The organism is Acinetobacter sp. ANC 4973 (assembly GCF_002135275.1).
GTDB lineage: Bacteria > Pseudomonadota > Gammaproteobacteria > Pseudomonadales > Moraxellaceae > Acinetobacter > Acinetobacter kyonggiensis.
In genome coordinates, this window is the sequence record NZ_NEGM01000001.1 from 386,063 (window position 1) to 400,639 (window position 14,577).

At 39.8% G+C, this 14,577-nt stretch carries 14 protein-coding genes; 9 read left to right on the forward strand and 5 right to left on the reverse strand.

Features of this window, described 5'->3' with window-relative positions; genetic code table 11:
* Positions 1-12 precede the first annotated feature (12 nt).
* The 6 genes from B9T30_RS01990 to B9T30_RS02015 all read left to right on the forward strand — a co-directional run bounded on the left by B9T30_RS01990 (position 13) and on the right by B9T30_RS02015 (position 4,367).
* The gene (locus B9T30_RS01990) at positions 13-597 is read left to right on the forward strand and encodes an anthranilate synthase component II (RefSeq protein ID WP_086183547.1); all 585 of its coding nucleotides are present in this window, start codon (positions 13-15) and stop codon (positions 595-597) included.
* A gap of 8 nt (positions 598-605) precedes the next feature.
* Complete coding sequence (gene trpD, locus B9T30_RS01995; protein WP_086183548.1) at positions 606-1,652, forward strand: anthranilate phosphoribosyltransferase; 1,047 nt, start codon at positions 606-608, stop codon at positions 1,650-1,652.
* 21 nt (positions 1,653-1,673) lie between these two features.
* A complete protein-coding gene (gene trpC, locus B9T30_RS02000) occupies positions 1,674-2,480 on the forward strand; it encodes an indole-3-glycerol phosphate synthase TrpC (protein ID WP_086183549.1) in 807 nt (268 codons plus the stop codon).
* A 14-nt stretch (positions 2,481-2,494) separates the two neighbouring features.
* Positions 2,495-3,181: a Smr/MutS family protein gene (locus tag B9T30_RS02005; protein ID WP_086183550.1), complete on the forward strand. Its 687-nt coding sequence runs from the start codon at positions 2,495-2,497 to the stop codon at positions 3,179-3,181.
* A gap of 94 nt (positions 3,182-3,275) precedes the next feature.
* Positions 3,276-3,824 (forward strand): GTP cyclohydrolase I FolE, encoded by a 549-nt coding sequence (gene folE, locus B9T30_RS02010; RefSeq protein ID WP_171065360.1) that lies wholly within the window; start codon positions 3,276-3,278, stop codon positions 3,822-3,824.
* 165 nt (positions 3,825-3,989) lie between these two features.
* A complete protein-coding gene (locus B9T30_RS02015) occupies positions 3,990-4,367 on the forward strand; it encodes a cupin domain-containing protein (RefSeq protein WP_086183551.1) in 378 nt (125 codons plus the stop codon).
* Between the two features lie 43 nt (positions 4,368-4,410).
* On the opposite strand, the gene B9T30_RS02020 is transcribed toward B9T30_RS02015, so the two are convergent.
* From B9T30_RS02020 to hemE, 4 genes are all read right to left on the reverse strand, one after another.
* The gene (locus tag B9T30_RS02020) at positions 4,411-6,297 is read right to left on the reverse strand and encodes a DUF4105 domain-containing protein (RefSeq protein WP_086183552.1); all 1,887 of its coding nucleotides are present in this window, start codon (positions 6,295-6,297) and stop codon (positions 4,411-4,413) included.
* A 78-nt stretch (positions 6,298-6,375) separates the two neighbouring features.
* Positions 6,376-6,846: a DUF3015 family protein gene (locus tag B9T30_RS02025; protein WP_086164192.1), complete on the reverse strand. Its 471-nt coding sequence runs from the start codon at positions 6,844-6,846 to the stop codon at positions 6,376-6,378.
* Positions 6,847-6,988: 142 nt separating this feature from the next.
* Positions 6,989-7,795 carry a DUF817 family protein gene (locus tag B9T30_RS02030; RefSeq protein WP_171264112.1) on the reverse strand — a complete coding sequence of 269 codons (807 nt, stop codon included), beginning with the start codon at positions 7,793-7,795 and terminating at the stop codon, positions 6,989-6,991.
* Positions 7,796-7,834: 39 nt separating this feature from the next.
* Positions 7,835-8,905: a uroporphyrinogen decarboxylase gene (hemE, locus tag B9T30_RS02035; RefSeq protein ID WP_086164194.1), complete on the reverse strand. Its 1,071-nt coding sequence runs from the start codon at positions 8,903-8,905 to the stop codon at positions 7,835-7,837.
* Positions 8,906-9,107: 202 nt separating this feature from the next.
* Between hemE and B9T30_RS02040 the strand changes: the two genes are divergently transcribed.
* The 3 genes from B9T30_RS02040 to dsdA all read left to right on the forward strand — a co-directional run bounded on the left by B9T30_RS02040 (position 9,108) and on the right by dsdA (position 12,880).
* Positions 9,108-10,337, forward strand: a complete 1,230-nt coding sequence (locus B9T30_RS02040; protein WP_086183554.1) for a L,D-transpeptidase family protein — start codon at positions 9,108-9,110, stop codon at positions 10,335-10,337.
* A gap of 194 nt (positions 10,338-10,531) precedes the next feature.
* Entirely contained in the window at positions 10,532-11,221 is a 690-nt protein-coding gene (locus B9T30_RS02045; protein WP_086183555.1) for a pirin family protein, read from the forward strand.
* Positions 11,222-11,539: 318 nt separating this feature from the next.
* Positions 11,540-12,880 carry a D-serine ammonia-lyase gene (gene dsdA / locus B9T30_RS02050; RefSeq protein WP_086183556.1) on the forward strand — a complete coding sequence of 447 codons (1,341 nt, stop codon included), beginning with the start codon at positions 11,540-11,542 and terminating at the stop codon, positions 12,878-12,880.
* 61 nt (positions 12,881-12,941) lie between these two features.
* Here dsdA and B9T30_RS02055 read toward each other — a convergent pair whose 3' ends face one another.
* Positions 12,942-14,093 carry a catalase family protein gene (locus tag B9T30_RS02055; protein WP_086183557.1) on the reverse strand — a complete coding sequence of 384 codons (1,152 nt, stop codon included), beginning with the start codon at positions 14,091-14,093 and terminating at the stop codon, positions 12,942-12,944.
* Positions 14,094-14,577 lie beyond the last annotated feature (484 nt).

Below are 14,577 nucleotides of genomic sequence, written 5' to 3' on the forward strand. Positions count from 1 at the left end.
ACAGGTTAGCTCATGCTTTTAATGATCGACAACTATGACTCTTTTACCTACAACATCGTGCAATATTTTGGCGAGTTAAATCAGGAAGTAAAAGTCGTCCGTAATGATGCCGTGACCTTGGAAGATATTGAGCGATGGCAACCAAAGTACCTCGTGATTGGTCCTGGTCCTTGTTCCCCTTCTGAAGCGGGTATTTCTATTCCTGCTATTCAGCATTTTGCAGGGAAAATTCCATTACTGGGTGTGTGTTTAGGTCATCAAGCGATTGGTCAAGCTTTTGGCGGTGACATTGTTCGCGCAAAAACCGTTATGCACGGTCGTTTGTCTGACATGTATCACAGTAACAAAGGTATTTTTAGCAATCTGCCTTCTCCATTTTCTGCAACGCGCTATCACTCCTTGGTGATTGATCAAGCGACTTTGCCAGAATGTTTAGAAGTCACCTGCTGGACCAATGAAGCCAATGGCGCAATGGAAGAAATCATGGGTGTAAAGCATAAGACATTGCCTGTAGAAGGCGTGCAGTTTCATCCTGAATCAATTTTGAGCCAACATGGTCATCAAATCTTCCAAAACTTCTTAGAAATTTATGCATAGTGAACACAATGAATATTCAACAAGCTTTAAATAATATTACCAAGCAAATTCACCTGACTCAGCCACAAATGGAAGATGTGATGCGAGCAATCATGTCAGGTGAAGCAACGGATGCACAAATTGGCGCACTAATGATGGGCTTACGTCTTAAAGGCGAAAGTATTGATGAAATTACCGCTGCTGCCCGTATTATGCGTGAATTTGCCATTAAAATTGATGTCAGCGATATTCCATATTTAGTTGATATTGTGGGTACAGGTGGCGATGGTCAAAACCTATTTAATGTCTCAACAGCATCTAGTTTTGTAATTGCAGCGGCTGGTGCAACCATTGCCAAGCATGGTAATCGCGGTGTATCGACTAAATCAGGTTCATCTGACCTATTAGAAAAGGCGGGTATTAATCTTGATTTAAATATGCAGCAAACTGAACGCTGTATCCGTGAAATGGGGGTTGGTTTCTTATTTGCACCGAACCATCATAAAGCCATGAAATATGCCGTTGGCCCTCGTCGTGAATTAGGTATTCGCAGTATTTTCAATTTACTTGGCCCGCTTACGAATCCGGCTGGAGTAAAACGCTTTGTGATTGGTGTGTTCTCGAATGAACTTTGTCGCCCGATTGCTGAAGTCATGAAACAACTCGGTGCTGAACATGTCATGGTGGTTCATTCTAAAGATGGACTAGATGAAATCAGTCTTGCATCGCCAACCTATGTTGCCGAACTTAAAAATGGTGAAATCACGGAATGGATGATTACACCAGAAGAAGTTGATATTGAATCCCAAACATTAACCGGTTTAATTGTCGATGGTTCTGCTGAAAGCCTAGCTTTAATTAAAGATGCTTTAGGTAAAAAGAAATCAGCCCTTGGTGAGAAAGCAGCAAATATGCTGGCGCTCAATGCTGGCGCAGGGATTTACGTTTCTGGTCTAACCAATGACTATAAACAGGGTGTTGCTTTAGCCCATGATATTATTTATGGCGGACAAGCTTTAGAAAAAATGAGCGTTTTGTCTGAATTCACCAAAACACTCAAAGAATATGAAGCTTAAACAGATACAGGAATAACAATCATGGTAGATATCGCAAATACAATTTTAGGTAAAATTGTTGACCGTAAATACGAAGAGTTTGCTGCACGTTTAAAACAACGTAGCTTAAAAGATGTCGAAGAGCTGGCAAAGGCTGCGACACCTGTACGTGGTTTTGCCAATGCTTTAAATGCTAAACGCCCAGGGGTGATTGCAGAAATTAAAAAAGCATCACCGTCTAAAGGCATTATTCGTGAAAACTTTAATCCTGCTGAAATTGCTCAGCAATATGAACAAGCAGGTGCAGCCTGTTTATCTGTTCTGACGGATGTGGATTTTTTCCAAGGTGCCGATGAAAACGTTGCGATTGCCCGTCAACATTGTGCCCTTCCTGCACTGCGTAAAGACTTCTTAATTGATCCTTATGGTGTGATTGAAGCACGTGCATTGCATGCGGACTGTGTGCTTTTAATTGTGGCCAGCCTTTCAGATCAACAACTTGAAGAAATGTCGAAAACGGCTTTTGAACACAATTTAGATGTACTGGTTGAAGTGCATGATGAAGCTGAACTTGAACGTGCCATGAGACTTTCAGAGCGCTGTTTATTGGGTGTGAATAACCGTAATTTAAAAACGTTTGAAGTCGATCTAAATATATCGCTACGTTTGAAAAAATTACTAGAGCCTTCACGCCTTTTAGTGACTGAAAGCGGTATTGCAACACCAGAAGATGTTCGCATAATGCAGGAAAATGATATTCATGCTTTCCTTGTTGGTGAAAGCTTCATGAAACAACCCCGTCCAGATCATGCATTTACTGCATTATTTGGTCAGCCACAAACCGTATAAAAGTTATAGATGTTATGAGTAAACATGATTCTTCGCTTTCTAAAGATCAGTTTAATCTACTGAAAGCCTTTAAAAAACAAATTAGCCATCCTCATTCAAGTGCGATTGCAAAGCAAGCTGAAGTGAAAGCTCCAGCTGTACAAGAAGAATTGGATGATTTCGATTTGTTCCAAAAGTCGATGCAAGGTGTCCAGAAAATGGATAGCAGTAATATTGCACCGATTGAAAAGAACAAAAAGAAAAAGCTCGATAGCCAAACTTTGGCAAAGCGTGCGGCTGCCACTGGCCCGATGGAAATGGACAATGCAGAGCTTTCGGATACGCAAGCCATGCTCAATCCCGTTGCCAGTCAAGCCACCCTAAACTATCGCATTGCGACTTTGCAGCATAAGGTTTTTGAAGATTTAAAAGCAGGTAATTTACGTTGGTTTGAAGCGGTTGACCTGCATGGTTGTACCGTTGAAGATGCACGTTTTGCCGTATTACAGATCATTCAAATGGCAAAAGATGAAAATCAAAATGTCATTAAAATTGTGCATGGCAAAGGGCCTGAAGCCATTTTGAAAACCTATGTGAACAGCTGGCTGCGTCAACATCGTGATGTTTTAGCTTTTGTCAGTGCGCCAGAGAAACAAGGTGGTACAGGTGCTGTTTTAGTTTTACTCAAACGCAGCGAAAAAAACCCTAAATTTAAACAGTAATCGGATTTTTTCCCGAAAACAGGGCATTGTAACGGTTTTCTGCTACAATGCCGTCCTTGTTCAATATCAGTGTAAGTGAACACGTCTTATGTCTATGCAGCAATCCTACGCCAATATTTTAACTGCCGTTGGTGAAGATCTTAATCGTCCAGGTCTGAAAGACACACCTATGCGTGCTGCTAAAGCTTTTTCGTATTTAACGTCTGGTTATAGCAAAACTCTAGAAGAAGTGACCAATAATGCGGTCTTCCCTTCCGATAACCATGAAATGGTGTTAGTGAAAAACATTGAGTTTTATTCACTTTGTGAACACCATTTACTGCCATTTTATGGCCGTGTGCATATTGCTTATTTACCAGAAGGTAATGTTTTAGGCTTGTCTAAATTTGCCCGTATTACCGAAATGTTTGCCCGTCGTTTGCAAATTCAGGAACAGTTAACGCAGCAAATTGCTGAAGCTGTGGCTGAAGTAACCAAAGCGCGTGGAGTCGCAGTCGTGATTGATTCTGCACATATGTGTATGATGATGCGCGGTGTCGGTAAACAAGAATCTACAACACGTACTGTTTCTTTTGTTGGTGACTTTAAAACCAACAAAGAAGAGCGTCGTGAATTCTTAAGTGCAGTGCCTGAAAATTATTGATCGCAATACATAACCAAGCTTCGCCTAAGCTTGGTTATTCTAACGCCATATTCTTGATTAAATATACTCACTTTGCCCCCCTTTCAACTTTCATCATCATTTACTGTATATATAGATTTTCTATTATAATAAAACTCAAATTTAAGCATCTGTACCAGCACATCTATGTCATCTATTCCAGTATCCCAAGCAATTTTACTGTCTAGCTCAGAGTTAACACAATACGAAGTCACTATAGATTACCCTCGCCCTGATCGTTTAGTCACAGGAAATCCCGAGCGTTTAACCTATAGTCAGTATGAACACCCTCATATGAGTTGTGGGATTTGGCACTGTCAAGTAGGTGCATGGAATATTCAATTTGCTGAAAATAAACAGGAGTTTTTTCAAGTAATTGAAGGCATTGTACGTATCCATGATGCAAAAACGAGTTCATTCATTGAAGTCGTTGCGGGAAATGCAGGCATTATTCCACCTGCATTTGTAGGAACATTTGAAGTGATTGAAGCCGTGAAAAAATATTATGTGATTGTTGAAGTTTGATCAGTAAAACTTGTTTTGGTTGGATAGATTGGGCTGATCAAGCCTAGAAAAATCGCACATAACCCAAACTGGCTTTATTCCAATCCTTGCCGTCTTGTTGCTGATATTGCCAACCGATGCGCAAGGCATTTTGATTGTTGAGTATATATTGAAATTGTGTATTCAACTTTAATTGCCATTGGTGTGAGTCTTGCCAATACGGTAATTCAACTTGCAACAAACTATTGATTTTATCCGTCCAAATATTTTGGCAACCTAGAGTTGGCCCCATACCTATACGCCAGCCTTGCTCTAAAGCTTTACCTGCCTGAATGTGATTTTGCAGTTGGGCATAACACAAATGTTCACGCTCTTTGTCCGCATAGCTATAGCCCATTTGAACTTTTAAATTACTCACGCCATGTTGTTCATGTTCGCTAAACTCACCTGCTTGGTTCAGTGCTTCTTGCTGCCAGCCCAAATTAAAACCCCAAGTCAGTGGCATTTTAAACGGGGTGATCGGGTTATAAGAATTCACTGACAGAAAGTCAAAATGATTCAACTTCAATTCATCATTACGATATTGAATAGAACCATCCCAAAACAATAACTGCGTACCCACGCGGAAGCCTGCTTGCGGATCAAGCAGATCGTGATAGGCTTGACGGTGCCCAATCTCGATGAATTTCTCACCTTGAATCTCACCAACATTGACTGAAAAATTACGCGCATCATGTGCCTGTGTCGGATCATCTTTAGGTCGTTTAGGTTGTTGGCGTTGTTTTTCTAAATCAATTTGACTACGTAAACTCAATAACTGGCGCAATCGCGGCTGGGCAAAACTAGGCTCCACTTTGCGCCCTGTAAATTGCAAATATAAGTCGTCATAAGCCATTTCTAGAATTTTAGCTTGTTCTAAAGCTGGATATTTTTCCAAAACCACGGGCATATCTTTCGTTTCAGAAAAAGCAACTTCATGTGCTGCTTGAGCAAGAATATGACCATGCTGTTTCGCTTGCGCCAATAACTGTGTTTCTAAAGCAGGACGATAAACAATCTCTTTGACCAAAGCTTGCTGTTCAATGGCTTTAATGGTTTCAATGGGTATTGCCGCCACATTAAAATGTTCAGATAAATTAAGCTCTGGACGAACCAAATCAATTAAGCCCAATAAACGATAAGCACAATTATCACTGACGAAATAATAGGGAAAACTGACATGTTTCATTTCCCAAATATGTTCAACTAAAAACCGCGTTTCTTGCGGGCTTAAATTTAATTCATACTCCCATAAATCACGGCTTTCCAAATCACCATATTCTTTCACTTTACGATAATACGGCATTAAGGAATATTCACCAGGATACTGCCCCGTTAAACCTTTCCATGCAAAAGACCAGCCTTCGCTATCTGTCACCGTTGCTGCATAATTCACAGCATAAGAGACTAAATTGAGTTGTTTTTGATCTTTAGGATCTAAACGCAATAAAGTGTGTCCAAACATGGAACTAGGATTACCCATAAAATCGGTTGCATAGATGAGCGTGGCTTTATAAGGTTTAATTTGCCCCATCCAATCATCTAATTCTGGACACACAACTGTAGGTAAGTCTTGTTGTTGAATATGAAGCTGTTGCATTAACCAATGACTACGTGCAGGAAAGCGACAACGTACCGATTGATTGGCTTCAGCGGGTTGAAATAGGGCTTGAATATTGGCCTGTAACTCTTGCTTGAGCTGTGTTTGACCTTCAGGTGCCAGAAAATACCCTGAATAACCCACGTCGCTTTGACCTTTTTCATTGACATACATCAGCCTTTGCCAAGTGATGTTCTGCTGTAATTTTTGCTGTTCTGCTTGATCTAAATAAGGTTGAACGATTTGAGAGGTCGTTGCTGAATAAGCAACCGTTGAAGAAACTAAAGTAAACAATAACGCGATGGATTTCATTCAAATCTTTTATTTATGATTTATTTAAAGTTAAGAAGAAAAACCCCATCTAAGTGACAGGGTTTAAATATTCAACAATTATACGTAGGCTTTAAGCACGTCGTCTTTTGCCATTACCGCTTGTAAAGCAGCCAAAACTTGTAAAGAGTCCTGATTATTGGCTGAATAAATTTCAGAGAAATTTTGTTTAGATACAGCAAAGAAACGTGATTTGTCTTGTGATTGAATGTTAAGAAGTTCAGCCAATACATTTAAGCTTTCGCCCTGACCTACGGCCATGTCACGCGCTAAAGATTCAGCATTTTCATTGGTAAACGTCACCGCTTGTGCAGTTACTGTACCTGTACCACTACAGCCGAGTGTACCAAAAGTGATACCGAATAATTGGTTTGCAAATAAACCATTTGTCGTTGCAGCCAGAATTTTAGGTACTTTACCAGATTGACCTGCCCAAACTTGTGAACCAATACCACAACCCACATCTTTATCTGCAAATGCAGCGCTGGAACCGAGTGCGACAACTGCAACTAAAGCTAATTTTTTCAACATGGTTATTTCTCCAGAAATTATTATCCGAGTATTTTTAATTATTTCTAATTGCGTAATTTTTATTACACCTTTGTAAGATAGCCATATCTTTCTCATAACGCAAAACAATTTATACTAAAGTTAATGATTGCTTATTAAGCACTTAAAATTCATCATTTTTTAACTTCCATACCCCTTCTGCACTACGCTGACCTAATATCTTTAACACTAAAACCAGACTTAAAAGCAACAATAAATACCATGAACCTAACTTACCCCAACCCACCATATGCCATGCATCGACCTGACTCGGATACAACCAAATTTTATAAAAAGTACTGATATTTTCAGCAATCCAAATAATAAAAGCCAAAATTGCCAGCACAGGTAACATTGGAAGTTTGATCTGATGCTGTTGTAATTGAAAGTGAATTTTGGTTTTCCAAAAAATGATGACACTCCATGCGAATAACAGGAAGCGAATATCAGCAACAAAAAACTTACTCATAAAATTAATATAAGAAAGCACCGCCAAGCAGATCATATTGAAAAAACTCGGAAGCTTTTCAAATGACACCTGATATAACCGTAATGAACGCGCAAAAAAACTGCCGACTGCCGAATACATAAATCCTGCAAATAATGGAACAGTCAAAATTTTAAAGATGGCTGGTTGTGGATACTGCCATGAAGCAATCTGTGGGTGGGTCAAAAAAATTTCCATGACCATGGCCATAATATGAAACAAAGCAATCACTTTCGCTTCTGCCCATGATTCTAACTTCAAATACAATAAGCAAACTTGAATCATTAAGGCATAGAACAATAAGTAGTCATAGCGAAAAAAACCATAAAAATCTTGGCTGCCCATAGATGCAGTAAATGCAAATGCAACAAGAAGTAAAATCCCAAATAAGGCAGCCGAAGCTGCCTTAAATGAGAACTCAAAACATGATTTAAACAGACTGATCAAGGGTGAATCCTAAAAAATGAGTTGACTCATATGTCATTAAAGATATTTGGCACTATATTCATGCACTGTATCAATAAATACTTTAGGATTTGCAGGATCGACCCACTGGGTAATACCATGACCTAAGTTGGCAATATAACCCGTTTTTTCACCACCAGCATAAGCATCATCCAGCATGGCTTTAGTCGCTTTTTCAATCGATGCTGGGGTGCCATATAAAGTGGCTGGGTCTAAGTTACCTTGTAAAGCTACACGACCATTTACCGTTTGACGCGCCACATGCAGCGGTGTCGTCCAATCTAAACCTAAGGCATCTGCACCAATTGCAACCATTGGCTCTAGCCACTGACCGCCACCTTTGGTGAATAAAATCACGGGAACTTTGCGACCCTCTTTTTCACGTTGTAAACCTGCAACAATTTTTTGCATATAGTTGAGTGAAAATTCAATATATTCACGGTGTGCCAAAGCCCCCCCCCAACTGTCAAAAATTTGTACCGCTTGTGCGCCAGCATCAATTTGCGCATTTAAATAATCAATCACAGCAATCGCCAATCGATCAAGCAAAGCATGTAACACTTCTGGCTGGCTATACATCATATGTTTGGTATAACGGAAATCCTTACTTGAACCACCTTCAACCATATACGTTGCAAGTGTCCACGGACTGCCTGAAAAACCAATCAGTGGCACTTGTCCACCCAATGCAGAACGAATTGTTGTTACCGCATTCATGACATAATCGAGATCCGATTTGGCATTAAAGTTCGGTAAATTCGCTACATCTTGTTCTGTACGAATGGTTTTGTGAAATTTCGGTCCTTCACCTGCCTCAAAATATAAGCCCAAACCCAATGCATCAGGCACGGTTAAAATATCTGAAAATAAAATAGCAGCGTCCAAGTCATAACGGCGCAAAGGCTGTAACGTCACTTCACAGGCAAAGTCATTATTTTTACATAAGGAAAGAAAATCGCCTGCTTTGGCACGTGTTTCACGATATTCAGGCAAATAACGCCCTGCTTGACGCATCATCCAAACTGGTGTGGTATCTACTGGTTCACGTAATAAAGCACGTAGAAAACGATCATTTTTTAGAGCCGTCATTTCTTTCCCATCTCATTTTTAATCTTCGAACCATCATAACAAAAAGGTCGAAAATTTAATAACTTCTAACGCATCTAAAAATCAATCATGCTTAAGGTAAAATAATTTTTAAACAAAAGAACTACTGCATCTCCTCATTTTTTCTGCAATACTTGTGTCGTTTTATCAAATTGTTAATGAATAATTCTTAAGGTTGAATTACATGTTCGTTCGCACATTACTCGCTATGAGTTTAAGTTGCATTATTGCGGGTACAGCATTTGCCGCACCTATCGCGGAACAACCATTAAATCCTAAAAAGATTGCTGATACTGCGGTTCAAGACCCGATTGATCCACTTGCGACTAATGCCGCATCAAGCGCTCAAAGCACGGCTGAAACCCAGATTACACAACAAGAACAACAAGACTTAAATAAGGCTTCAAAAACCTTACAAGATCTTGAAAAATCTGAAGATGATACAGCTGCCATCGGTACAGCACCGAGTGCAAGTACAGCAACGCCTTCTAATACCACAGTGGCTAAAGCATCTTGGACACTTGATGGTTTAAACAATGCCAGCTGGTATGAAAATATTGGTAAAGGTCAATTCCCTGTTTATGCACGTGCGCATGTCATGCTCAACAATGCACATGCTTCACCTGGTGCTATTGATGGCTCAAGTGGTAAAAACACCCTAAAAGCAATTGCGTCGTTCCAACAAATCAATGGCATTAAACCAACAGGAACATTAACGCAAGAAACTTGGAATGCATTAATTGCTAAACAAGGATCTAAACCTGCATTTATTGAATACACCATTACCGATGCTGACTTAAAAGGTCCTTATGCAGCCTCGATTCCTCATGATTATGCCTTACAAGCCAAAATGAAAGGCTTGTACTACACGCGTGTAACCGAGATGCTCGGTGAAAAGTTCCATATGGATGAAGACTTTTTGAAAAAGTTAAATCCAAAAGCGACTTTCAAAAAAGCGGGTGAAAAAATTATTGTTGCCAACATCCGTAACGAAGTTCCTGAAGATATTCATCTGATTGTTGCGCATAAAGGTGCTAAACAGCTGTATTTGTTTAACAGCCGTAATCAAATGATTGGCTCGTTCCCTGCGACCATTGGTAGTTCTGACACGCCATCACCAACAGGTACTTATAAAGTTACTGGTGTAGCACCAAACCCATGGTATAGCTATTCACCAAGCAACTTTATTCAAGGCAACAACAAAAAACCACTATCCTTACCACCGGGCCCTAATGCTCCTGTAGGTAATATCTGGATTGGTTTAAGCAAAAAATCATTCGGTATTCATGGTACACCGAACCCATCGGCAATCTCTAAAACGGCTTCACATGGTTGTATCCGTTTAACCAACTGGGATGCCAACGATTTGGGTAAAAAAGTAAAATCTGGGGTAACAGTTAAGTTCTTAGAATAAATTTAGCTTTATTTTCAGCTTTCAGTATAAAAAACCTACTTTAGAGTAGGTTTTTTTATGCGCTGATCTTTAATCAATTCATTTACAAGCATCGTTCCAAAAACAAAACAATATGTTGCTTTTTCAGTATTTCATCCCACCTATCCAAAGATTAAAATTACGCCATTGAAGCAATAATAATTCGGAGATTGAGCATGACAACTTATTTACATCGTAGTGAAGATCGTGGGCATGTCAAAGCAGGCTGGTTAGAATCGAAACATAGCTTTTCTTTTGGCAGTTGGTATAACCCTGAGTTGATGGGAATCGGATCTTTACGCGTCATTAATGATGACATTATTGCAGCGCATAATGGCTTTGGCACACATCCACATGACAATATGGAAATATTAACCTGTGTACTCAAAGGTACGATTTCTCATAAAGATAGTATGGGCAATAAGAGCCAAATTCATGCGGGTGAATGGCAACTCATGAGTGCGGGCACAGGCATTCAACACAGTGAAATGAACCAAGGCAATGAAGCAGTCCATCTATTGCAAATTTGGATTATTCCCAATGTGCAAAATGCAGAACCAACTTATCAACAGATTGAACGTGATCCGAAACTAACACCGAATGAATGGCAGTTAATCGTTGGCCCGAATGCCAATGCTCCAATGCACATTCGTCAAAATGTAGAAGTAAAAACTGCATTTTTACAACAAGGTCATACGCTCGATGTAGAAGCAAGCCAAAAATTTAACTATGTCCATGTGATTGAGGGCGAAATCGATATTGCAGGACAAACCGTTAAAGCGGGTGATGCCTTATTTTTTGATGATCTGGCGACGATTAAAGCCCATACAGATAGTCAATTCATTTGGTTTGATTTAAACAATTAAAGCATTTTCATCTTAGTTCCCTTGTTATTTAAGCTATGTTGCTCAAGTAAGCGGGAACTTTGATGACTTGTCGAATTCAAATCATTCACACGAGACTTAAAAACTAAAAAGCATTAAAGCCGCGGCTTTATAGTTTCTAAAAATAAAACAAAAATTAGACTTTTTCATGCATTTAAATGTGTAGCTCAACTGAATAAATAGATAACATGAAATGAAACCTTTAAATATTACACCTCGGCTACATTTATTGTCTCGCTGATTACACGAGGCTGTACCTTCCTGCTTTCTAATTTTATTTAAGCTTTTATGAGTACTCTTATGAATTCTGATCAACTCAATCAACTTATTGCGCGACATCCTATTGTTAAGGATCTGATCGCACTCAAAGAAACAGCTTGGTTTAATCCTAATTTCACCACACTTGCAGAAGGCTTACCTTATGTGGGACTCAAGCAAACAGATATTGATGATGCTCGTGACCGCTTAGCACGTTTTGCGCCCTATCTCATGGCAGTTTTCCCAGAAACAGTAGCAACTGGCGGTATTATCGAATCTGAACTTGCTGCCATTCCAAATATGCAACAGCAACTTGAACAGCACTTTGGACAAACCATTCGCGGTAAACTGTGGCTGAAAAAAGACAGTCACCTCCCAATATCGGGTTCGATTAAAGCCCGTGGCGGTATCTATGAAGTGCTCTGCCATGCTGAAAAACTTGCGTTGCAAGCAGGCTTATTAAGCCTTGAAGATGATTATGCAAAACTCAATAGCCCCGAATTTAAACAATTCTTTAATCAATATAGTATTGCCGTTGGTTCTACAGGAAATTTAGGACTTTCAATTGGCATTATGAGCGCACAATTGGGCTTCGATGTCACAGTGCATATGTCAGCCGATGCACGTCAATGGAAAAAAGATAAATTACGCTCCCACGGCGTAACAGTCGTTGAATACGCTGAAGATTATGGCGTGGCTGTGGAACAAGGTCGTAAAGCAGCACTGCAAAATCCAAATTGTTTTTTCATTGATGATGAAAATTCACGAACTTTATTTTTAGGCTATTCAGTCGCTGGAGAGCGCTTAAAAACCCAATTAGAGCAACAAAATATCATCGTGGATCAAGCACATCCCTTATTTGTTTATTTGCCTTGTGGTGTGGGTGGTGGCCCCGGTGGCGTTGCATTTGGTTTGAAAATGGCATTTGGCGATCACGTACATTGTATCTTTGCAGAGCCAACGCATTCGCCATGTATGCTCCTTGGGGTGGCGACTGGCTTGCATGATGAAATTTCAGTACAAGAAATTGGTATAGACAACATTACAGCAGCAGATGGTTTAGCTGTTGGGCGTGCTTCAGGCTTTGTCGGTCGAGCAATGCAAAGACTGTTAGACGGTTTTTATACCTTAGATGATCAAACCATGTATTTATTACTGGGTATGCTCAATCAGTCTGAACATCTCAAGTTAGAGCCTTCTGCGCTCGCTGGAATGTTAGGCCCTGTCATCGTCAATCAGCATCCAGAGTACGCAGTGCTACATCAGTTTACTGAGCAACAATTACAGCATTCAAATCATATTGTTTGGGGCACGGGTGGCGGCATGGTGCCTACCGAGGAAATGGAGCAGTACTTAGCTAAATCGAACATTGAGCAGTTTTAAAAATAAATCACCATAATTAAGGCAAATGAAGTTTGATCTCATCTGCCTTAATGGTTTTAAATTACTGCGGTTCTTGTCGTTGGGTTGAATTCATCTCATGTCTAACTTGGCTAATACGGTCATAAATCACCTTGCGCATCCTATTTATTGCCCCGAGCGGTTTATGTTCAGGTAAAGTATGCCATGGTGTAAACGAAAGATTTTCACAAAATTTATTCTGATCAGGGCTGTCAAAAACCTGTTGAGGAATACGAATCGTTGCCACCTGATAAAAAGGGGCTTGTGTTTCTTTCCATTCGGTCATGGCATCTTCAACAAGCAATGTATTTGATGTTCTCGGTTGCACCAGAAACTCCATACAGGCATCGCCCTTTTGTAGGCTATTTCGTAGAGCATCACGCAGAAAGTCATGACTCGGATTGTTTGGCAAAGCGTCTTTTACTGTCGAGCAAGAACGAACAGAATACTTTACCGCCTGACGGTCAGAACCCATGCCTAACTGATAGGGAACCATAGACCAATATCGAGTTTGCAACGGATTTGCAATGGTTGTTCTGAGATTTAAAGCAATCCGTGTTCCCTTAAAACCAAGTGCAAAAGGAATATGTAGCTTTCTAAAAAAATGATCGCTATTGATATCCTGCATAAACGATAGATAACGGCTAGGATCGTTCACGAAAAATACAGGATGGTTGATCATAATAAAGTCTTGGGTCGTCACTTCATCCTCTAAGTGTTTCCCTCCCGATACCCCTAAAACTTTGATTGCCATCCCACGTGCATCTTTCTTTGTGTCTGCCTGCGTGGCATCTGGGGAACCATTTGAAAAACGAATCCATGCTTGATATTTTTTATCGGGAATAAAAATACCTTGAGCCAGATTCTTTGGCAGCATTTTCAACACATGAAACTCCGCTCGTACACAACCATGTGCTTTTGGATGTGCATCACGACGCGCACTGCCTAAGGCATATTGTTTACGAATCGACTTTTCAATCACCTCAGCAATCTCTTCGGCTACCATCTGTTCATTGGGATATAATTTTTCACTTAAACCAGAATCAATACTCGGGTAAACAATGCTCTTCGGTTTGGTCAGCGTTGTAGCAGAAGTATTTTTCGGTGGCTGCGCACTGCAACCACCAATTGCAAAGACTAGCGGTGTCAGCGTAAACAGCAAACTCAAATGTAGCGGCCGCATAAAATTTGGCATTGACCTTCTCCTTGCTGTAAAGATCACATTAGGCTCATCTTCAGTTTTTTGGTCGTTATTCTATTCAATAAATTTCTTTCATAAATCAAAAAGTGATCATTCATCGGTAGTAAAATGAATATTGAAAGTTCCTTATCTTGCGCCATATATGGCTCAGAGAACAGGTTAGGATGAGTGGATTCTTTAATAACATCCTCACCCTGAGCAGTATGCTGCGCAAACCTCCTTAAAAAGAGAGGAAATTTTCATTATGAATTAAATATTGTTCAAAAAATGACTTATTCAAGATGCCTAATGTATCAAACTGCAAAACCACCAGTTGATTATTAAACATCCTAAAAGATTATTATATCTCTTTTCATATTTGCCGTATCCCCCACTTTTATTTGATCAGGGGCTTATAATTAAAATAAGGGTATTCCTTCGTAAAGAAAAAAGGAGAAACCAACAAGACCCTTGTTGATTCCTCCTTTTAGGATGCTTA